The following is a 21,924-nucleotide window of genomic DNA, read 5'->3' as shown; positions in this document are numbered from 1 at the left end:
GTTGACTAGTAAACCAATAGACACGGAAGAACAGGAGGCAGTAAAGGCAGGAGGTAAGAAGTATGACGTAGGAGGTACGAAGTAGGAGGTATGATCGAATTTCAGGAATTTCTTACATCATACTTCCTACTTCTTACTTCAATATATTAAGCTGCGGGATCGATGAGCTTCAGGATATAATATACAAGGGCTGCCAACAGACCGCTAACCGGAATGGTGAGGATCCATGCCCAAAGCAGGTTGATGGATACACCCCAGCGTACAGCTGATAAACGTTTGGTCATACCCACACCCATAATGGAGCCTACGATGGTATGCGTGGTACTCACGGGTACACCCAATCCCTGTGAAACACCATAGAGTGTAATAGCGCCGGCTGTTTCGGCAGCTACTCCTTCAAGTGGAGTCACCTTAGTGATCTTTGTTCCCATGGTTTTAATAATACGCCAGCCGCCCATCATGGTACCAAAACCTATACACAGGTAACACGTAATGGGGATCCATTGGGGTACATGAGCATAACTTGATTTGCCATGCGCATCTACCACTTCCTGGATATGCGCCCAATGAGGTACAGGCATTCCATTTTTAACGCACCATGCGCCAAATACCACCATGGAGGCAGTAATGATACCGATAACCTTTTGGGAGTCGCTGCCGCCGTGTCCTAAACTGAAGGCGGCGGAAGAAAGTAACTGTAAACGGCGGAACCATTTATCTGCCTGGTAGGGATTGGCCTTTCGACAGAGGTTGACTATTATGACCGTTATTATAAATGCCACTATCATACCAATGAAAGGGGCCAATACAATGAACAGCATGATATTAAAGATAGTACCCTGGTTAATTACGCTGAAGCTGTGCGCATGCGCTACAGCAGCACCGGCAAAACCACCAATGAGGGTATGCGATGAACTGGAAGGAATACCAAACCACCAGGTAAGCAGGTTCCAGAAAATGGCGGCTATAAGGCCAGCCATAATTACATATAAGTTAATGGAATCGGCATGTACGGTTTTGGCAACGGTGTTGGCCACTTTCAGGTCAAAGATCCAGTAGGCTATGAAGTTGAACATGGCCGCCCAAACTACTGCCTGAAAAGGAGTGAGTACCTTGGTAGAAACAACTGTAGCTATGGAGTTGGCTGCGTCATGGAAACCATTGATCAAATCGAAGCCAAGCCCGAGTATAATGATAACAACTAATAATGTAAGCATGCGGCAACGGTTAGGTAAAAAACAGTTCCTGTCTGTTACGCGTATTTAATAATGATAGATTCAATAACGTTACCGGCATCTTCGCATTTATCGGTTACAATTTCCATAACCTGGTAAATTTCCCGTTTTTTGATTACCTCTTTGGCATCGGGTTCTGTTTCGAATAACCGGTCGATGCTTAAATCGAAAATATCATCCGCCTGATTTTCGATGCTGTTTACTTTAACCAGCGCATCGGTGATCTGGCGCATATCACGCATATCGCGCAATTGAAGTACCGCATTTTTTATTTGCTCGCAACCCTGATCAATCAGATCGGCCATTTTCTGAATGCCCTGATCGTTGGGGTTTACTTTGTAGAAGTTGATTTTTTTAGCCGAAGCGAAAATATAATCAGCAATATCATCCAGGGCGCTGGCCAGGTAGTGAATGTCTTCCCGGTCGAAGGGAGTGATGAAGTTTCTGCCGAGTTCAGTAAAGATCTTATGGGTATAATCGTCGTTCACATGCTCCAGGTCCTCGATCTGGGAAATCAACGCCGCCCTTTTGTCGAAATCAGGTTCTGTAACCACCTCTTTCATTACTTTACCCATTTTAGCCACAGTGTGGGCCACCTGTTCAAACAAGGAATAGAATATCCTATCCTTCGGCATGAAAATCTTCATTATAGAGTTTAAGCCCATTTACCTAAAAATTTGTCGCAAAAATAGAACTAATACAATAGGATAAAAAAAAGGGTGCCTCGGTAATAATTACTTAACACAAAGATAATATTAATCGGAGTAGCTCTAGTTGCGTGTTTAACTAATTGATTTGCAATTGATAAAAATAATCTTAATCATTGGCTGATAACTACTTAAGACGTACAGGCACTGCTTAACCTGTTATTTCTTAATAAAATATTATTCCAGCTTTGAACATTATTTATATAAATAAACGCGGTTAAACTTTTTGAATGATGAAGTGTATGCAGCTTAAAACATTCTTAACATTGAGGTAATAATTGCTTAATATTGGGCCCGCAAAAAACTGCTTAATGGGACCTGTACGTATTCCGGTAATGTTATTTTACCGCAAGCTTCTTGTTGTTTTATTCTTCCTGGCTGTTTCCCTGGTTTCACATGCCCAGTTTTTGACCGATATGATAGATACCACTACCAGTGTGGGAAAAGGCATTTTACAATTATATAAGAAGTTCGATCACATTTATATTACCGGGTATATTCAACCCCAGTTTCAGGTAGCGCAGGAAAAGGGGGCGCATAGCTTTAGCGGTGGTGATTTTGCGCCGAATTCAAACAGCCGGTTTACCATTCGACGGGGCCGCCTCCGGTTCGATTACGCCCACATGAATCCACGGGATCAGATCTCTTTGTATTTTGTTTTCCAATTTGATGGCAGTGAACGTGGCGTATTTATCCGTGATTTCTGGGGCCGTGTTTTTGAAAATAAATGGCAGTTGTTTCAGCTCACCACCGGTATGTTTGCCCGGCCATTCGGCTATGAGGTAAATCTGGGTTCTGCCGACCGGGAATCGCTGGAGCGGGGGCGAATGTCGCAAACCTTAATGAAGGTGGAACGCGACCTGGGTGCAATGGTTTCTTTTGAACCGCGCCGCCCCGATCATCCCTTACATTATCTAAAGGTAGACGCGGGTTTTTTTAATGGCCAGGGATTGAACGCCACCCAGGAATACGATTCCTTTAAAGATTTTATTGCCCGCGCTTCCTGGAAGCCATATCCGCTTTCTAAATTCTTATTTATCTCAGGAGGTCTTTCCTACTTCAATGGCGGGTTGTTCCAGAATACAAAGTATACTTACGAAATGACTACCGACGGGGCAGGTAAACTGTTTGTGGTAGATTCCGCTGATGGCAATTTTGGCCGTAAAGCCCCGCGCAAATATTATGGGGCCGATATGCAGTTAAAATGGAAACATCCCTACGGGGCTACCGAATTGCGGCTTGAATACTGGCGGGGTACACAAACTGCGTCGGCCAGTACCACCGAAACACCTCCCACCTTATTAACGGAACCTTACTACGTTCGCAAATTTGATGGCGCCTTTGCTTACCTGCTGCAAAATATTGTGAATAGCCAGCATCAGTTGGGTATTAAATTCGACTGGTATGATCCCAATACGGAAGTGAAAGGTGCCGAGATTGGCCAGAACGGAAATAATATTAATGCTACCAATATTAAATATACCACGGTAAGTGTAGGCTATAATTATTCCATCAATGAAAATGTTCGGCTGATGCTGTGGTATGATTTTGTACGAAATGAAAACACTTCTTTAGCCGGTTATACAGGTGATGTAAAGGACAATGTGTTTACCACACGACTTCAATTCAGGTTTTAATATTCGTAAAACCAGTCAATTAGAATTTTTTGCAATCATAATTGTGCCAGTTTTTTATAAATGCTGCTTCAATGGAGCGAATTAATATTACCGTAATACTGGCGTAGCGTTCGCGTAACCTTCCCTTAACATTGGGCCCTTAAGAGGCGATTGATCGGGGTCAGTTAATAATTCCTTAACACACGGGTAACATAGCGATAACACCCTACAGATACTTTTGCCGCAAATAAAACTGTTTTTCGTGAGCAAAAAGTTCTTATTTACCCTGTTGGCCCTGGTTGTTTCGCTGGCAACATTTGCACAAACTGCAACAACAACAACCGGTAAAATTTCAGGTAAAGTAGTCGATGCCGAAAATGGTACTCCATTGGTAGGCGCTTCCGTTGTTTTGGCTGGTGATAACAAGAAAGGTATTTATACCGATGTGGAAGGCCGTTTCTTTGTAACGGTTCAAAAAAACAAGAAATACACACTTATTATAAGTAGTATTGGATACAGCGATAAAGAAGTAAGTGATATTGAGGTAACTGGTTTAGATGCTACTGTAAGTATTACATTGGAAAGAAAAGGGAAGGCCCTGGCTGGTGTGGAAGTAAAGGCCAGCATCCGTAAAGAAAATCTTTCTTCTTTATACCTTACACAAAAGAACAGCTCTTCTATCTCTGATGGGATCTCCGCAGAGGTAATTAAAAAATCACCCGACAGAAATACCGGTGAAGTATTAAAACGTGTAAGCGGCGCCTCTGTACAGGATAATAAATTTGTGGTGATCCGTGGTTTAAGTGAGCGTTACAATGTGTCGATGTTGAACAATGCAGTGTTACCCAGCACAGAAGCCGATAAAAAGGCGTTCGCATTTGACATCATTCCTTCTTCAGTAGTAGATAACCTGGTGATATATAAATCACCTACGCCAGATCTGCCAGGCGATTTCGCCGGTGGCGCTGTTAAAGTGATCACTAAAGACTATCCTTCTCATAAACTGAGCGAGCTGTCTTTGAACATTGGCTATAACTCTTTAACTACCGGTAAGAATTTTTATAAAGGCTATCCCGATGGTAAATACGACCAGGTTGGTTTCTTTGATGATTCCCGGTTGATCCCCGCTCCTTATTACAGGCATAAATATAATTTTGTCAGCTACGACAATCAATTTAAAAGCGCCACTACCAAAATGTTCCCCAATACATTTGGTTATGAAGCTGCCTATAGAAGCATCCCTGCTATCAGCGTAAATTATACCGGTGGTAATACGGCTATTTTAAAAAATAACAATAAACTGGGTTATGTTTATTCAGTGGGTTATGGTAATGGCCGTGCTGTTTCTGAAAGAGATAGAAATGAATACGATATTCAAAGGAGCCATTATTATGATTATAATACCGATGTGTATGATGAGAAGAATAATCTGACAGCCCTTTTGAATGTTACCTACTCTTATGGCAAAAGTAAAATCTCAATAAAGAACCTGTTTAACAACAGCTTTATAAAAACCAGCGGTATTCGTGATGGAATAAACCTGATAAACGACCCTTCAAAGCCTTTCTATATTAAAAGTGATAACAGCGAAGCTGCAGGTAACGGGTTAGTTAACTCTGTGGTTGAAGGGTTACACAAACTGGGCGGCGACTGGACAATCGACTGGAATGGTTCCTATGGTTATACCTACAAAAACCAACCAGATCAACGTATCCTGGCTTTCCGCTCTGATGATGGTGATGCATCTAAATACTGGATAAAACTGAACAACGAAAATTCACCTGAGATCAGAAATGCCGGCCGGGTATATTCTTTCCTTGGTGAAAACATCTACGGCGCTTCTGCCAATGCCACCAAACAATTTAACTGGCTGGGCCAGGTGCAGAAGTTGAAGGTGGGTACTATGGATAATTACAGAAGCCGTACTGTTGAAGTAAATGCGTTGGGTTATGCTACACTGGATAATGTGGGCGTTACAATCAATGAATCGAAATCAACCAGCTATAGCACACTTTTCTCGCCTGAGAATATTGACCAATACAACCTGGTTGTTGCAAATATTGCTACCAACTCAACTGATTATACCGGTAAGGCCCTGTTGAATGCAGGTTATGCCATGCTGGATAATAAATTCACAGACAATATTAAATTAACCTGGGGTGTTCGGGTTGAAAAATACCGCCAGGAATTAGCGGCACGTAACAAGGAAACAAAGACTTATGATAATACAGATGTATTGCCGTCATTCCTGTTTACCTACGCTGTAAATAACAAATCAAACATCCGGGTAGCCGGTTCTCAGGCAGTAAACAGACCTGAGTTCAGAGAGCTGGCTGATTATAGCGTATATGATTATGATCTGAACGTAGCTATCCGTGGTTTACCTACATTGAAAAGGAGCAAGATCTCAAATGCTGACCTGAGATACGAGTGGTTCCCCGGCGCTGGTGAGATCCTGTCTGCCAGTGTGTTCTATAAGTATTTCAACAATCCCATTGAGCAGATCAATAATGGTAATGATGTGTTCTCTTATGCGAATGCCAAAAATGCTACTACCTATGGAGCAGAAATCGAGATCAGAAAGAAATTGGATTTCATTGGTGGTGCCTTTTTCCAACAGCTTACATTTTATACCAATGCAGCTTATATAAAAGGAAAGGTTAAGATCGACACCGTGGCACTGGATAATCCTTTACAGGGTCAATCACCTTACCTCATCAATGGTGGTCTGAACTATACTTCACCTGCCGATGACTTCTCAGTAAACGTATTATATAACCGCATTGGACCCCGTTTGCGCCTGAGAGCCCAGAATGGCGGCGCCATGAACATTTACGAGAAACCAAGAGATGTAGTTGATTTCCAGGTTAGCAAAAAGTTAATGAAGAACAAACTGGAGGCAAAGCTTGCCGTTAGTGACATTCTGGCCCAACCTTTTACCTGGTATTATAAATACGACAAAACCGCTTCTAATACCAATTATAAGGCTGCTGATGACAGAGTTATCAATACGATCAGGTATGGTACTACCGCTACTTTGTCGTTGAAATACACCTTCGGTAAATAATGATTTGGTAAACCGTGGTTAACTATTCGGTAACACTGCACGGATACTTTCGAGAAATATTTAATAAAGCTGAAGGAACTAGCATTTCACTCCTTCTACCCTAGTCACAAAAATTTTTTAAAAAAAAGTCTCAGATGAAAAAACTAGCAACAATTTGTTTGTTGGCGATTGTAGCACTCGGAGCTTGTAAAAAGAGCGACGACAATGACGATCCAAACGGCGGCGGTGGAAACACCAATGGCGGTACTGAAATCCGTGGAGTCATCAAATCTGACCTGCACTGGACAAAAGACAAAACTTACCGTCTGCGTGGTTACGTGTATGTGCAAAGCGGTGTAACACTGACCATCGACCCAGGTACGAAGATCGTTTCTAACAAAGACTCTGCGGGTGTACTGGTAATTTACCGCGGTGCTAAGATCATGGCTCAGGGTACTGCTTCTGAACCTATCGTTTTCACTTCTAACGAAGGAGCTCCTGCTCCTGGCGATTTAGGTGGTGTAATTTTAGTAGGTCAGGCTACAGGTAACAACAACCACTCTGTAATTGAAGGTGGTGTTGATGCTGCTTACAGCGCATTCGGTGGTAGCAACGACGCTGACAACTCTGGTGTAATGAAATACGTACGTATTGAATACGCTGGTAAAGCCGTTAACCCCGGTGATGAAGTAAATGGTTTATCTTTGTATGGCGTTGGTTCTGGAACTACGCTTGAATATATCCAGGTTATCCGCGGTTTGGATGATGCCTTCGAATTCTTCGGTGGTACAGTAAACGCTAAACACCTGATCGCTTACAACTGCGCTGATGATGATTTTGATATGGACGACGGATTCCGTGGTAAAATCCAGTTCGCTGTATCTGTAAAAGATCCTAAGTTCACTGATGCTAAAGGAACTACTGGTGACGTTTCTAACAACTTCGAAGTTGATAACGTAAACCCAACTAACGGTTTCCAGTTAACAAGATCTCCTATAACTTTCCCTGTACTGTCTAACTTTACAGCGATTGGACCCAACGGCGCCAGCGGTACTTCTGCTGACTACGGTTGGAACATGCGTTGGAGAAGAGGTTGCAAGTTCATCCTGGGTAACTCAATTGTTCTTGGTGGACAAAAAGGTGGCCTGAGAGTAGAAGACGATTCTACCATCTATTACTACCTGAGAAATACCAGCAACTTCTACAACAGCTTGCTGAACGCAACTCAAAAAAACATCGATGCTCAGTTGAGTGTTTCTCCTGACAAGATCGTTAACATTAAAGATTTCAGCTATCCTGGTAACGAAGTTACATTGATGAACAATGCCTTCACTACCAACAGCAAATCAACTCAGCTTTCAGCTGCTACAGATGCAAACCTGACTGATCCTTTCAACAACGCCACTCCAAACTTAAAACCAGCTACCGGTTCACCTGCGTTAACTGGTGCGCTGTTTGACTTTGGCGGTTTAAGCGATGGCTTCTTCGAAAAAGTATCTTACAGAGGTGCTTTCGACGGAACCAACGACTGGACTGCAGGTTGGGCTATCTGGAACAAGTAATTTTGATTACAATAGATATTTTAGAAAACTGCCTTGTTAACTCAGGGCAGTTTTTCTTTTTAAGTAACCTTTCCTTAATTGTGCCATAATAATTTTCTCATATATGGCCTTTATCTTGCGCCCGATTCCGTCCGTCACAAGTAATAAACCGTCCCTACCCTTTAACTGAAATGTCCTTATAACAAAGCCTTCCTGTTTAACCGGGAAGGCTTTCGTTGTTTATAAGGTGTATTGGCCCTCTACTTTTTTTGTGGTGTATATACGTACATGACCTCATAAGGCACCTTCTTTAACTCCGGCAGTAGCTGCCCTACCAGCAGGTCTTCTTTTTGAGGCGAAGGTTCGCAGATGGAGTACTTGTTGCCATTGTATACAATGGGTTTGCCGTATGGCTTATTAAATTGCACCGCGATGGTCACATGTTTGGGATAGGCCAAAACAATCATGGGAAGATTATAGATCTCTTTCACCAGGCAATAAAACAACGCTACGCGGTCTTCACAATCACTTTGATCATACAACAGCGTTTGCTCGGGCGATAGCCGTTTTTCCCCGCCATACAGGTCGGTATCGGGTTCAAACAAAAATGCATACCGGGTGAAGCGCATCAGGTAATCGACCCCGTTTTTAACACGCATTCTTTTTACACTTTTCTTAAGCAGCGGTATAAGCGAGGTATATGTATCGCGGCTGAGCGGAATGTTCAGGTACAATGCATAATCTACCACCGGATAGTTGATAAAAAGCGATTGGATCTGGTTATTCAGCTTTACCTTAAAATGATACTCGTTCTCATTATATTCAAATGACAGGTCTTTTACCTTGTAATCGGTGGTATTGAATTCGGGCAAATGGGTGATCTTATAGGAGAAATTTCCCGTTGCACCGGTAACCGGTAAATCGATCAGCGTGAATAGGTTCTTTTGAAAGTCGATGTGATTATCGTAGTCGTGGTAGTTCAGGCAAACGAATTGTTTCCCATTTACCATCCGGTAGGGAATATTGTAAATATTCTCCTGGCAATAGATGTAAAACAAAATGTAATTACCTGAGGTGGCCAGTCGGGCATCGTAACCAGAACGGCTTAGCAGATACCATTTGTACAGGGTATACCGGTGGTAATCGCTCGATTTGGGGCTTATTTGCTGGGCCGCTTTCCTGATCAACTGGTAATACAGCCAGTCGTCGGGTTTGAATTTGTCTTTGTAGGCCTGCAGGGCTTTTATTATGGGATCATAATCTGCCGGATTAACGCTTTGGTAAAAGGCGGTGATCGCCGTTTCATCCGTCAAAACCGGGGTTTCGGGAATAACAGACTGGTCAAAATCAAAGCTGATCAGTGCTCCACAAAAATCAAATTGAATAGTATTGGCCGCGGAAGCGGTTGGGCGGGTGGCAAACGTTACCAGAAGAAGTAATATGGTGACACACTTTCTCACTGCTTATTTCTACTATTAATATACGAAGAATTAATGAAATGGTAATATTAATTCGATGAAATTTTGAGTATGCGTGACGGGGTGGGGCAGTTGACAAGTTGGCAAATTGATAAGTTAACAAGTTGACGGGGTGAGTGGTCAGTAGTCAGTGGTGAGTAGTGAGTGGGCTCGCGACATTTGAGATTACTTTGCTGTTTTTACATCTCCCCAATTTTTCTGCCCTCTGCCCTCTGCCTTCTGCCCTTTCGATTCACGATTCCATAACACTGCTGTAACAGCGGGCTAATAGTGAGCAGTTATCTTGCAGTGATTCCATTTTTCAATACCGTTCATGTCATTTAACAGATGCTGTTATTAAAAAGCCGTTTCCCGATTCATCGGGAACGGCTTTTATGTAACGAATATACGTTAGCGAAAACGGTAATAGATATTTCCGAATGAAAGGAGGTGTTTGCTAGATAAATTCAAATAATGGGTAGTGGTAATTGGAAAAAAGTGAGAAAAAAGTAAAATTCTATAAATAATTATGAATTTGTACTTTCCCGGCGGTATCTTTAACCCCTTATTCCTCGCTGAATGAAGCTACTTAGGTCTCCAGCGTAAAAACATTTAATTATACTATTAAGATTCTCTATAAAGTGAGAGTTTTATTTTCTCTCATGTGACTGACGCCGTTCGATTTCTATCGTGACGGCTCTTTTATTTTATATATGTATTATTGATTGATTAACACTTTGTTGCGTGTGGGCTTTGTCCTTCATCATCTATAATTTATTGAATAGCAGTTGTTTCATGTGTGAACCTGGCTTCATCCATGTGTGAACCATGTGTCAAATATGTTGCCTCTCTAATGGAGCACACATGGTTGACACATGGTTCACACATGAAACACGCATTTTATACCCTGAAACCGGGGTTTGGTCCCAAAAAAAGGTGCCACCTCCTTTCGGACCGTAGCACCTGTTAAAACGGAAGAACCAGGTGTATTAGTTGAAAATAAGTTCGGGATATGGAATATCGAGCCGCGATTTAAGATCGGTGCAACGATACATGAGTATATTGATGATAGCTTCAGTTGAATACTGATACTCCACACTGGGTGTTTTGGGATCGTTTACCCAGTTATTGAAGGTATCCGTAAAATCATCATCGATTTTATTGAGCGTGGTAATGCCGATCTTCTTCAGGGCAGCAGCATTGCATTGTTGCTCGTATTGACCCTGAATAGGAATAGCGATCATTTTTTTCTTCAGGTGCAATGCTTCGGCTGGTGTTTCAAAACCAGCACCGCATACAATACCATGACAGCTGATAAGGCTGCGGTTGAAATCTTTTGAATCAACCGGGCGGAAGTTCATATGATCAACGGTATAGGGTTTTAAAGCCTGGCGGGAGAACACCTCGAACCGGTGGTCCCTGAAAGGCTTCAGCAATTCTATCAATTCCTTATCGCAGTAGGAGGGCAGGTATACGGTTATATGACCTGCATTGGTGGGTTCTGCCTGTAAGATCTCTTCTTTGATAACGGGTGAAAAAATAAAGTCATCATAGCTTTCGAAGTGCAGGCCAATATAATTGCTGGCTTTGGCGTAATTAGCCAGGATCCATTCACCCGCTTTGCTGGGTTTATCAGGGCGGGGCGTTTTATCAGATACAAAGCTCGCCTGGTGGCCAAAGTTTACGGAAGGAACTTTTTTGCGGGCGCAGGCCAGGGAAGTAATGCATTCAAAATCGTTAATTACCAGGTCGTATTTTTCAACGGGAAGGTCACGCACTTCCTTCATCACCCGGTAAGGCGAAATGCTTTTTACGATCTTCCAGTAGTCAAGGCTGCCATCACAGGTATAAAACAGGCTCAATCCTTTGCTGCGGTATTTAATAGGCGCGTTTAAAGGAAGCGTACTGTTGGCGCCGCTTAAAAAAATGTCTACCGTACCAAATTTCTGTAAATAGGGCAACAGCTCCATGGCACGACTTATATGTCCATTGCCGGTAGCCTGTATTGCGTAGAATATCTTCATAATGTTGAATGTCTTCCTCTGGGTTTAAATAGCCAGTGAGTTGATGTAAAAACTGATCTCATCAGTTAACACATTTACCTTGGCCGGTATATCTATAGCAGTTTGGGGGAAATCTTTTTCGTCGTATTCAAAAATGGTCCATTCGTTTTGCCGGTATTCAAGAGCGGTTAAATGCTCCACCCAGTCGCCCGAATTCAGATAAGTAACTTTACCCTTTTCATTTTCGATCACCCTTTTTTGCGGCTGGTGAATATGACCACAGATCACATACTCATATTTTTTCTCGATGGCCAGTTCGGCGGCAATTTGTTCAAAGGCGTCGATCTTGGCCATCTTGTTCACGCTGGCCATTACATTTTTTGAAATGGATACTTTTTCACGGCCAAAAGCTTTCATCACAAAATTTACCAGCCGGTTAAACAGGATCAGTGCGCCATAACCGCTGCTGCCCAATTTTGCCAATACCTTGGCGCCGCCTTTAGTGGTATTGTCGAACACGTCACCATGAAAGATCCAGGTCATTTTATTGTCGATCTCCAGCACCAGTTTATCGGTGAGGGTAAAATGGCTAAGTTGAAAATCTGCGTACCGGCGAAGTAACTCATCATGATTTCCGGTAATATAAAAAACGCGCGTACCTTTCGTGATCAGGTTCAACACCTCTTTTATAACCGCCATATGGGACGCCGGGAAATAACGCTTGGAGAATTGCCAACCGTCAATGATGTCCCCGTTAAGGATAAGAATATTAGGCAGGATACTTTTAAGGTAAGCAACCAGTTCCTTTGCACGACATCCATATGTACCTAAGTGTACATCAGATATAACTACCACATCTACTGCTCGTTTTTCCATGAGTTTGGGTTTATCAAAATTCCCTCATATATATGATCTCATTATTACTGCATTGTTAAGTCGCCGTTAGGATTGTGTAAACTAATTGTTATGCAACCGGTTGCGTAAAGGTGCTGTCCGGTTGGGGGTAAACGTAATCATTTGTTTACATGGGGTAAACAATACGTTAATATGGCAGGTGTACCTTAGGGTCCGTTTTATTGCTGTGTGTTATACATAAATAACAATCGTAGCAGTTTCTTAATGTTGACCGGCGGAGCTTTTTTAAGTTTCGCCCTTTTTTTTGTCCCTGCACAAACCCGCAATAAGCCTGCCTTTGCCTGTAATTGATTATTTTACCAGAGATTCATTGTTTACACCGCTTTAATCAAGACTTAAACTGCATCGATTGTCAACACAAACTACCGGTTCGCCTGCTTTTACCAACCGGCCCATACTGGTTGCGCTGTATACAGCTGCCGTTGCTTTCCTCACTTATGCCTGCATTTTTGCCTACCGAAAAGCCTTTACGGTCGCCACTTTCGACGGATTGACATTTTGGGGAATTAAATACCAAACCCTGCTGATCATCAGTCAGGGCCTGGGTTATATGGCCAGCAAATTCTATGGAATAAAATTTATTTCGGAGTTGAAAAGATTGGGCCGTTGGAAAACCAGCGCCCTGCTTGTGGGGGGTGCCTGGTTTTGTTTGTTGCTTTTTGCCCTGGTGCCTGCTCCCTGGGGAATGGCCTGCCTGTTTGCCAATGGCTTTATGCTGGGTTTTATGTGGGGAATTATTTTCAGTTATGCCGAAGGCCGCCGGGCAACCGATTTTATTGGTGCTGCCATGGCCGTAAGTTTTGTATTTGCGGGTGGGTTTAGCCGGTCGGTAGCCGTTTGGCTGCGCGATACCTGGCAGGTACCCGAACAATGGCTGGGTTTTGCTACCGGCCTGGTGTTTGCTTTGCCACTGATCGTGTTTATGTACCTGTTAGAAAAAATACCCGGGCCAGATGCCGCCGATATAAAAGAAAGAAGTATTCGGTTACCCATGACACAGCAGGACCGTCAGCTCTTTTTACGACAATTCGGAGGTGGGATAGTGGTGGTCGTGATCACCTATTTGTTCCTGAGCATCATGCGGGACGTACGCGATAATTTTATGGCGAATATGTGGAACGAACTGGGGTATGGACAAAAACCAGCCATTTTTACCACCACGGAAACCATAACCTCGGTAGTAGTGCTGTTAGTAATGAGCCTGCTGGTTGTGATCAGGAAAAACGTCAGGGCCTTTCGGTTAATTCACTGGGTAATAGTAGCCGGATTTTTAATAGCCGGCATATCCTCCGCTTTGTTTTTAACGAAGACAATGCCGGGTGCTTTGTGGATGCAACTGGCTGGTCTTGGTTTGTATATGGGCTATATCCCTTTTAACTGCATTTATTTTGAACGGATGATCGCCACTTTCAGGATAGCCGGCAACGTAGGTTTTTTGATCTACATCGCAGATGCCTGGGGCTACCTTGGCAGTATGTCGGTAATGCTGACAAAAGAAATGGTTGGGTTCCAACTTACCTGGACGCAGTTTTATCCAGTAAGTGTAGTAATCTTTTCAGTGATCGGTGTGGCCACCACCTTATATTCCCTGATCTATTTTAATAAAAAGTACGACCGTATTATTGAATGATCAGCTGTTGAACAGATTTCTCCTGGGTGGTTTTATTGATCAGCTGCACCATGTACATGCCTTTTTTCAGTTCACAGCCGGTGTTTATATTTCCGGTAAGCGCATTGGTAAAGGAATAATGCTTCAACGCTTGACCGGCTGCACTATACACGTTCACGTCCCAGTTACCGCGGGTGGTATTGCTGAAAATAAGGCAGGTAGCACCTTTGGCCGGGTTGGGATATAACTTCAGTGGCAGGCTGGCGGTAGCTTTTATTTTTACAGCCCTAACAGCTGAGTATTTTGTTGATCCGTCGGCTTCGCTTAGTTTAAGTCTGAACAACAGGGATTTATTATTGTCGGTTATTTGAACCGGGTACGAATAGCTATAGGAACCGGCCTGGGAGGTGCCGGTCTTTGCAACCAGCTCAGCAATTTTTCCATAAGATCTTCCATCCGTGCTTTTTTGTATTTCATATTGGCGGTTGTTTTTTTCGTTTTGAGTTGTCCATTTAATATCGATGGTGCCATCGTTTACTTTGTTGGTGATAAACGAGGTGATATCTGTAGCCAGCATTAACAGCGGGCAGTAATGATAGGTGATCTTAAAATTTACGGCATCCTGTGCCGATCCTTCCAGGTTGTTGTTAATACTGCCCTGCGCGGCTGAATAAGTGGAAGTGGTGTAATCGAATTGCACTACATCGGTGCCAAAAAAATCTGCCGTATTGTAAACCGTATAGGTGGTGCGTTTCTGATCCAATGCATATAAGGGGCCCTGTTGGGTAAAATCCGCCCCTGAATTGGGAATGCCATCAGAACCGGCGAGGGAATAATAGCCATATTGTTTCTGGAACGAACCGGTCAATGGGTCAAGGAGGGCGGTGCTGTTTATTTCATCGTCGCGGAACACCTTTACCCGGTAGTTGGCTACCGGATTGGTTTCTCCGTTTTCCAGTTTGAAGTTATAGATGAGGGTTACATTGGTAGTAATTGTTACTTCGGTTAAGGTACCCTGTGTTGGGTTGAACCGGGGAAAGGTAAATGCATATGCCCCATTTCCCAATGCGTGTATGGTAGTATCGTAAGAAAGCGAGTGGGTGTTGCTGCTGCACTGTGCTTTACAGTTGTAGGCCAATAGAAGAATAACTGGAAGTATAACCGTCCGTTTCAACATTTTCATGGTATTGGAAATTGCGCCAAAGAAACGGTTGTTGGTGGCGGGTATACATGTTGGGGGAGTGGTATGTGTGGGTTTTACGTGGTTCTATGTAGGGGAGGCGGTTAATCCCTTTTACTTTCCAAAGTAAACCCAATAGTAGTACCAACATCGGGGGTACTGCGCACGTGAATGCTTTGGCCGTGGGCTTCAATTATGTGTTTGCAAATGGCGAGGCCCAAACCGGTGCCGCCTTTATCGCGGCTGCGGGCTGTGTCGGTGCGGTAAAAGCGTTCAAAGATGCGGGGCAGGTGTTCTTCTTCAATACCAATGCCATCGTCGCTTATTTCAATCAGCACGTGCTGGTCGTCGGTATCATAGATGCTGGCTACAATATTGCCATTGTGTTTGCCATACTTGGTGGCATTTTCAACCAGGTTTATCAATACCTGTTTTACTTTTTCTTTATCGGCAAAAACAGTGATGGGGGCTTCACAGCCTCTCTTGATCACAGTATGGATATTTTTTGCCTGTGTTTTTATGGAAAGGGAGTCGTAGATCTCTTTGATGAGGTCCTGGATATGAAAGTTCTGTTTGGCCAGTAATTGTTCACCGCGCTCCAGTTTTGAGATCTCATCGAGGTCATTCATCAGGTTTACCAGGCGGTCAACGTTTTTGGAGGTGTTTTCGAGAAACCTTTTGCGAATGGCTTCTTCTTCCATGGCGCCACCGAGCAGGGTATCAACATAACCCTGTATAGCGAAGATGGGGGTTTTAAACTCGTGGGCCAGGTTTTGCAGGAATTCTTTACGGTAGGCTTCGTTCTGGCGTAACAGTTCAATTTCACGGATCCGGTGTTCGCCCCATGCTTCCACATCGGCCCGCACTTCGTCGATGCTTTTTTGGGGAAGAATGTATTTGAAATACATCTCTTCTTTTTTGGTAGCCTTGGTGTGGTAAATGAGCTTATAGATCAGCTTTATTTTGCGGTAAATAAAGCGTTCCATAGTAACCAGTATCAGCCAGTAACCGCCCGCGAATATAACCAACAGGGAACCCAGTCCCACCTGCCAGTTGCCGGTGAGAAAAAATATACCTATGGCTATAGGAAAAGCTAGTATAGCTGCTGTGAAAGCGGCTAATTGCCGCGGTGATAAGTTTTTTGCTGAAGACATACTATAAACCCAATGTGCAATTTAGCTAATTCTCATCTCATCACATCATCACATAGTGAATTTATAGCCTACCCCTTTAACGGTAGTGATACAATCGATGCCGAGTTTTTGACGAATTTTTCGAATATGAACGTCGATGGTACGGTCGCCAACGATCACATCGTTACCCCAGATCTGGTTAAGGATCTCGTTACGCAGAAATACACGGCCAGGCTTTGATGCCAGCAGGTACAGCAGTTCAAATTCTTTTTTCGCTAATACAACGGCTTTGCTGTCGACCTTGGCTTCAAATTTAACCGGATCAATTTCGAGGTTATCGATCTTGATCACTTTTTCTTCCGGTTCTTTATTGATGCGGCGAAAGATAGCGTGTATACGGCTTACGAGAATTTTAGGGCTGACTGGTTTGCTGATATAATCGTCTGCACCGGTTTCCAGGCCTTTAACGTGTGAACTTTCATCGCTGAGGGCGGTGAGGAATACGATAACAGTATCTTTAAATGCCGGTTGGGCACGTAAAATTTCACAAACTTCCACCCCGTTCTTGCGGGGCATCATTATATCCAGGATGATCAGGTCGGGTGAGCTTAACTTGGCTTTTTGAATGGCATCATCCCCATTATTAGCCGTAACTATCTCATAACCCTCTTTTGTAAGATTATACCGGATAATTTCCACTATATCAGGCTCATCATCTGCAATCAGGATCTTGCCTTTAGCATTCATTAAAGAAAATTTTTGCAAACCTACTCGAAAAGGTTCTACCCTGTAAATGATAATATTGAGTTCACAATTTCTTAATATGTGAAGATAAAGAAAAAGGCTGCATTGTCACTGGCGGGGAAGTGGACAGGGAGTTACAAAGCATTCGTTATTAATTAGAAAGACCATTCCTACCGCAAAAACGATACCGTGCTAATTAAATCGATGCTGGTTTTAGCGGGCGTGCTCCCCAACATGGGGTCGCCATTAGCCACCTTAACCGGACTTTTTGACTTTCTTTTATTAACTTTCGCCGGAAATTATTGTTTTCTTAATACAGAAAGGCGCTAACCAGACCAATTTCAGCCACATACAACCCTTTGGTCATATTTTTGCTCTACCCCTAGATGTGCAGCATATGAGGATACATATACGAATTATTACTATCTGTTTACTGATTTGGCAATCGAATCTTGCGCAAACTTCATTACCAATAAAGGTGCCCATGGAGCGTGAGTTGTGGCATGGGAATATCGATAAACAGCAAAAGAAGGCTATTCAGTTTGTTAACCAGGGTAAAATTTCACCTGATACTACGGTTAGCCTGCAAATAATGGATGCGCTCATCCGCAGCGTAGATGACCTGCAGACCCAGATAGAAATGGATTCTACCCTCAACGGTAATGGAAAGATCAAGTACCTGCGCAGCATCGATTACCTGTTACAAAGCTATTTCTCCAATCTTAACCGCCGCGATTTTCCGGCCTCCCTGGCGCCTGCGCTTGTAAGTGCATTTGCCCAGTGTATGGAGCTGGACAAACAACATAAAAGTTTTGGTTCCGTCATAGAAAGCAATGAGTACGGCGTTGATAAAATGCTGATTGAGTCACTCCGGTATTCTGAAGACAACCCGGGTATGGCAGGCGCACGCATTGTTTTAATGCGCAAATACCTGACCCTTCACCCCGACCAGATTATGCCCGAGCTGGCCAAGAACCCCAACGCCTATTTTGCGGATAGTTTAATAAAAGTAGCGCTGAGTACCGATATCGGAAAAGTATACGATTATGCACAGGCCCATAACACATTGGGCGACCGCATTCGGCATCACAGCGATTCAACCGTTCAACTGGTAGCACGTATTGCCACCAGCAAAAGCGGCCAGTTGTATTTTCCCTTTTTAGATAACCTGATGCGGGGAAGCATAACCCTGGGAGCCATTGACAGCGTTAAAGAAAATGACCTGGGTTATTTCAGGTTGCTCGTGAAAACCAGGATCGACTATATACAAAGGTCCTTACCACCTTATAATGATACCGCCAACCAGTTGCAGACCTTAACGGAAATGATGAAGCGGAAGGCGAATCAGTATTTTATTCGTGAAATAAATGCACTGCACACCAATCCCAATGACAATATTCGGTTTCGCCGGCTCGATGGGTTAACTGCACAGGAACTGTACTACCTGGCTGTGCTGGGTGAAGATGAAATTTATACTTCCAGTTATACCCGGGGTGTATATCCGCGTATCTGGACAAAAATGGCCAAACCCCACGCCGACAGTCTGATCATGAGCGTTCATGGCGACTATTTCAGAAAGTTCATTAAAATGGCGGCGGGTTATAACGAGCTGAATGACTTTTTGAGTAAAATGGATAAACAAAATGCCGAAACCATGATGAAGGCATTTGTGATAGGATTGGAAAAACCACGTAAAGTAAACGATCTGGAAGATGCGGTCGACGTGGCCGACTCTTACAGCAGTATCATGGATAAGAATAAAGAACTGGCTGAATTTATATTGAATGAAGTGAATGTGAGCTATACCAAAAATGTGCAGGAAAATAATAAACGCGGTATGGTTATATACAATCTGCTGCGCATTTTGTTTGAATCGGCCGATACTACTAAAAAAGTTGACCTGTCTACATTGTTAGGCATTCCTTCTATTTATGGTAAAGATTACAGCAACCTCACCGACGACAGCGGCCGGGTGATTCAACAGGTGTTCTTTTACGGTGATGAAGATAAAGACGGACAGACCTCGTACCAGAACTTTATGAATATGTTCCGCGGCCGTGCCGGCTGGAAGGTGGATGAAAGAAAGGCCGAGTGGACAACCATCATTTCTACCAAAGGCAAACCCGTATGGATCTTTGCCAACAAACCATTGTATGGCGAAGATGATCCGGACGATAAAGCGCAGGACAAACTGATTGAATATATGCAGGGACGTAATTTAACGCCAACGGTAGTAATACACCGTGGTCACAGTTATCACCTGTCAACCACTTTGCAAAAATTGCCGGCAAGCGCCCGTATTGTAGTGTTGGGTTCGTGCGGTGGATATAATAATCTGAATGAAGTACTAACGGCTTGTCCGGATGCGCACATTGTTTCTTCAAAACAAGTGGGTACCAAAAGAGTGAATGAGCCCATTTTACAGGCTATCAACGAGCGGTTACTGGTAGGTCATGATATTGACTGGATAAGTATGTGGCGTGAGTTGAGAAAGAAATTCACAACAGGCGATGCCAAGGAAATGTTCGACGATTATATTCCTCCATATAAAAACCTCGGCGCTATTTTCATCAAGGCTTACCGTAAATCAATGGGTGAATAGTTATTAAGTTGAAAGTTTAAAGTTCAAAGTTTAAAGTTGAAAGTTCTGGGTCTGCCAGCAGGCTCAGTCGTTCATTTTAGTTTAACAATCCATAAACGTACAAGCCGTATCTTTGCAAACTCGTTATGGCGGAAAAAAGCAAGGGGAAGATCATATTTGATTTAAGTTTACTGAAACGGGTATTTCAGTATGCGAAGCCCTATAAAAGAAAATTTATCCTGTCGGTAATAATGGCTGTCCTGTTGGCCATTGTATCTCCTATACGTCCCTGGCTCATCCAGGTCACTATCAACGACTATATTCACAAAGGGGTTACCGGCGATAAGGCGGTAAAATTATCCATGGAGCAGGTGATCATCTGGATCACTGTGATACAGATCGCGTTGCTGATACTGGAAACAGGCTTTCGTTTTTATTTTTCTTACCTGACAGCCTGGTTAGGTCAAACGGTAGTAAAAGACCTGCGGGTGAATGTATACCGAAAAATTCTGGGGTTGAACCTTTCCCAGTTCGATACCACGCCAATTGGGACTTTAACCACCCGTACTATTAATGATATAGAGGCCATCAACGATATTTTTTCGGATGGATTAATTCCCATCATTGCCGACCTGTTATCGATCATCGCTGTTTTGATCTTTATGTTTTGGGTCGACTGGCGGCTTACACTGATCAGCCTGGCCTCGTTTCCCATCTTAATAGCAGCCACTTATTTCTTTAAGGAAAGCGTGAACAAATCGTTCATCAGGGTGCGTAATGCGGTGGCCAACCTCAATGCTTTTGTTCAGGAGCATATTACCGGTATGGGCATTGTGCAGGCATTTGCTGCAGAAGACAAAGAGTTCAATAAGTTTAAAAACATCAATAAAGAACACCGCAACGCCAATATCAACGCCATTTTTGCTTACTCGGTATTTTTCCCCGTGGTTGAAATTGTGTTGGCGGTGGGTACCGGCTTAATGGTTTGGTGGGCAGCCACCCATGCCTTGAAGATCTATACGGTAGATGAAGAAGCCGGCCGTTTACTGATCGGGAAAATGTTCTCCTTTTTCCTGTGCTTGAACTTGTTGTTCCGCCCGCTGCGGGTAATTGCCGATAAGTTCAACGTATTGCAAATGGGGATGGTGGCCAGTGAGCGGGTGTTCAAGGTACTGGATAATGAAGATGTGATCACTACTGAAGGCAGCTTTGCACCGGATATGGTAAAAGGCAAGATCGCGTTTGAAAACGTATCCTTTGCTTACGTGGGCGACCGGTATGTACTGAAAAATATCTCTTTTGAGGTAAAGCCCGGCGATACCGTAGCCATAGTAGGGCATACCGGAAGCGGAAAAACGTCCATCATCAGCTTAATGAACCGGCTGTATCACATAAAGCATGGCGCCATTAAGATAGATGATGTAAAAATTGAAGATTTCAAGCTGGAAGCCCTGCGCAAACAGATAGGGGTGGTATTACAGGATGTGTTCCTGTTTTCGGGCTCGGTGCTGGATAACATTACCCTGCGCAACCCGGCCATTACCAGGGAACAAGTGATTGAAGCCGCCAAAATGATTGATATGCATGATTTTATAATGCAGCTGCCGGGCGGTTATGATTATAACGTAATGGAAAGAGGCGGCAGCCTGTCATTGGGTCAGCGCCAGTTGTTGTCATTTATCAGGGCACTATTATACAATCCTTCTATATTAATACTGGACGAAGCTACTTCTTCGGTAGATACTGAAAGTGAACGGCTTATTCAAAAAGCGATCGATAAGCTGATTGCCGGCCGCACGTCTATTGTCATTGCCCACCGGTTATCGACCATTCGCAAGGCAAGCAAGATCATTGTGCTTGACAAGGGTGAGGTAAAAGAAATGGGTACACACGACGAATTGATAGCCCATCAGGGATTTTACTATAAACTGCACCAGATGCAGTTTGACAAGCATATTCCGGCTTAATAAGCAGTTATTAGTTATTAAAATATTTAATATTATATTTAAGCATAGGAAAATTACGGTTTCTCTAAATTTCGTTCCCGTAAATAAATATATAAATTTAATTAATATGGTATGGGTAGGCCTTTACCCTTATTCAGTTGCCATCTGGTAATAAATACTTGCATTACGAGTTCGTTTTTGCCTTTTGCAT

The 21,924-nt window shown here is 43.3% G+C and carries 14 protein-coding genes; 6 read left to right on the top strand and 8 right to left on the bottom strand.

Annotated features, from left to right (window positions below; translation table 11 throughout):
- Window positions 1-146 precede the first annotated feature (146 nt).
- Window positions 147-1,217 (bottom strand): inorganic phosphate transporter, encoded by a 1,071-nt coding sequence (locus BMX95_RS00975; protein ID WP_081199474.1) that lies wholly within the window; start codon window positions 1,215-1,217, stop codon window positions 147-149.
- 35 nt (window positions 1,218-1,252) lie between these two features.
- Window positions 1,253-1,882 carry a DUF47 domain-containing protein gene (locus BMX95_RS00970; protein ID WP_014223020.1) on the bottom strand — a complete coding sequence of 210 codons (630 nt, stop codon included), beginning with the start codon at window positions 1,880-1,882 and terminating at the stop codon, window positions 1,253-1,255.
- 371 nt (window positions 1,883-2,253) lie between these two features.
- Here BMX95_RS00970 and BMX95_RS00965 point away from each other — a divergent pair, with 371 nt between their 5' ends.
- From BMX95_RS00965 to BMX95_RS00955, 3 genes are all read left to right on the top strand, one after another.
- A complete protein-coding gene (locus BMX95_RS00965; RefSeq protein WP_081199476.1) occupies window positions 2,254-3,579 on the top strand; it encodes a porin family protein in 1,326 nt (441 codons plus the stop codon).
- A gap of 241 nt (window positions 3,580-3,820) precedes the next feature.
- The gene (locus BMX95_RS00960) at window positions 3,821-6,625 is read left to right on the top strand and encodes a TonB-dependent receptor (protein WP_133053896.1); all 2,805 of its coding nucleotides are present in this window, start codon (window positions 3,821-3,823) and stop codon (window positions 6,623-6,625) included.
- A gap of 134 nt (window positions 6,626-6,759) precedes the next feature.
- Entirely contained in the window at window positions 6,760-8,166 is a 1,407-nt protein-coding gene (locus BMX95_RS00955) for a hypothetical protein (protein WP_081199480.1), read from the top strand.
- 239 nt (window positions 8,167-8,405) lie between these two features.
- Here BMX95_RS00955 and BMX95_RS00950 read toward each other — a convergent pair whose 3' ends face one another.
- The 3 genes from BMX95_RS00950 to BMX95_RS00940 form a co-directional block, all read right to left on the bottom strand.
- Window positions 8,406-9,605 (bottom strand): hypothetical protein, encoded by a 1,200-nt coding sequence (locus tag BMX95_RS00950; RefSeq protein ID WP_081199482.1) that lies wholly within the window; start codon window positions 9,603-9,605, stop codon window positions 8,406-8,408.
- A 986-nt stretch (window positions 9,606-10,591) separates the two neighbouring features.
- Window positions 10,592-11,626: a glycosyltransferase family protein gene (locus BMX95_RS00945; protein WP_081199484.1), complete on the bottom strand. Its 1,035-nt coding sequence runs from the start codon at window positions 11,624-11,626 to the stop codon at window positions 10,592-10,594.
- A 24-nt stretch (window positions 11,627-11,650) separates the two neighbouring features.
- Window positions 11,651-12,481, bottom strand: coding sequence for a UDP-2,3-diacylglucosamine diphosphatase (locus BMX95_RS00940; RefSeq protein ID WP_081199486.1), 831 nt, complete (start codon window positions 12,479-12,481; stop codon window positions 11,651-11,653).
- Window positions 12,482-12,869: 388 nt separating this feature from the next.
- Here BMX95_RS00940 and BMX95_RS00935 point away from each other — a divergent pair, with 388 nt between their 5' ends.
- Entirely contained in the window at window positions 12,870-14,150 is a 1,281-nt protein-coding gene (locus BMX95_RS00935) for a DUF5690 family protein (RefSeq protein WP_081199489.1), read from the top strand.
- Here the strand turns inward: BMX95_RS00935 and BMX95_RS00930 are convergent.
- From BMX95_RS00930 to BMX95_RS00920, 3 genes are all read right to left on the bottom strand, one after another.
- Window positions 14,140-15,312 (bottom strand): choice-of-anchor E domain-containing protein, encoded by a 1,173-nt coding sequence (locus tag BMX95_RS00930; RefSeq protein ID WP_081199491.1) that lies wholly within the window; start codon window positions 15,310-15,312, stop codon window positions 14,140-14,142. The two genes, BMX95_RS00935 and BMX95_RS00930, sit on opposite strands and share 11 nt — an antisense overlap.
- Before the next feature lie 101 nt (window positions 15,313-15,413).
- Entirely contained in the window at window positions 15,414-16,463 is a 1,050-nt protein-coding gene (locus BMX95_RS00925; protein WP_081199492.1) for a sensor histidine kinase, read from the bottom strand.
- Window positions 16,464-16,511: 48 nt separating this feature from the next.
- Window positions 16,512-17,189, bottom strand: a complete 678-nt coding sequence (locus BMX95_RS00920; protein ID WP_081199493.1) for a response regulator — start codon at window positions 17,187-17,189, stop codon at window positions 16,512-16,514.
- Window positions 17,190-17,670: 481 nt separating this feature from the next.
- On the opposite strand from BMX95_RS00920, the gene BMX95_RS00915 reads away from it, so the two are divergent.
- Both BMX95_RS00915 and BMX95_RS00910 read left to right on the top strand, forming a co-directional pair.
- Window positions 17,671-19,788: a hypothetical protein gene (locus tag BMX95_RS00915; protein ID WP_081199495.1), complete on the top strand. Its 2,118-nt coding sequence runs from the start codon at window positions 17,671-17,673 to the stop codon at window positions 19,786-19,788.
- 125 nt (window positions 19,789-19,913) lie between these two features.
- Window positions 19,914-21,734: an ABC transporter ATP-binding protein gene (locus BMX95_RS00910; RefSeq protein WP_081199498.1), complete on the top strand. Its 1,821-nt coding sequence runs from the start codon at window positions 19,914-19,916 to the stop codon at window positions 21,732-21,734.
- Window positions 21,735-21,924: the final 190 nt, after the last annotated feature.

This window comes from Niastella yeongjuensis (genome assembly GCF_900110245.1).
Taxonomy (GTDB): Bacteria; Bacteroidota; Bacteroidia; order Chitinophagales; family Chitinophagaceae; genus Niastella; species Niastella yeongjuensis.
Note: the sequence above shows the minus strand (reverse complement) of the source record. Positions and strands in the feature narration are given on the sequence as shown.

What these genes read in the sequence shown, in the direction of transcription:
- BMX95_RS00975 (WP_081199474.1), bottom strand. Translation starts at nt 1,217, where the DNA reads ATGCTTACATTATTAGTTGTTATCATTATACTCGGGCTTGGCTTCGAT.
- BMX95_RS00970 (WP_014223020.1), bottom strand. Translation starts at nt 1,882, where the DNA reads ATGAAGATTTTCATGCCGAAGGATAGGATATTCTATTCCTTGTTTGAA.
- BMX95_RS00965 (WP_081199476.1), top strand. Translation starts at nt 2,254, where the DNA reads ATGGGACCTGTACGTATTCCGGTAATGTTATTTTACCGCAAGCTTCTT.
- BMX95_RS00955 (WP_081199480.1), top strand. Translation starts at nt 6,760, where the DNA reads ATGAAAAAACTAGCAACAATTTGTTTGTTGGCGATTGTAGCACTCGGA.
- BMX95_RS00945 (WP_081199484.1), bottom strand. Translation starts at nt 11,626, where the DNA reads ATGAAGATATTCTACGCAATACAGGCTACCGGCAATGGACATATAAGT.
- BMX95_RS00940 (WP_081199486.1), bottom strand. Translation starts at nt 12,481, where the DNA reads ATGGAAAAACGAGCAGTAGATGTGGTAGTTATATCTGATGTACACTTA.
- BMX95_RS00930 (WP_081199491.1), bottom strand. Translation starts at nt 15,312, where the DNA reads ATGAAAATGTTGAAACGGACGGTTATACTTCCAGTTATTCTTCTATTG.
- BMX95_RS00925 (WP_081199492.1), bottom strand. Translation starts at nt 16,463, where the DNA reads ATGTCTTCAGCAAAAAACTTATCACCGCGGCAATTAGCCGCTTTCACA.
- BMX95_RS00920 (WP_081199493.1), bottom strand. Translation starts at nt 17,189, where the DNA reads ATGAATGCTAAAGGCAAGATCCTGATTGCAGATGATGAGCCTGATATA.
- BMX95_RS00915 (WP_081199495.1), top strand. Translation starts at nt 17,671, where the DNA reads ATGGAGCGTGAGTTGTGGCATGGGAATATCGATAAACAGCAAAAGAAG.
- BMX95_RS00910 (WP_081199498.1), top strand. Translation starts at nt 19,914, where the DNA reads ATGGCGGAAAAAAGCAAGGGGAAGATCATATTTGATTTAAGTTTACTG.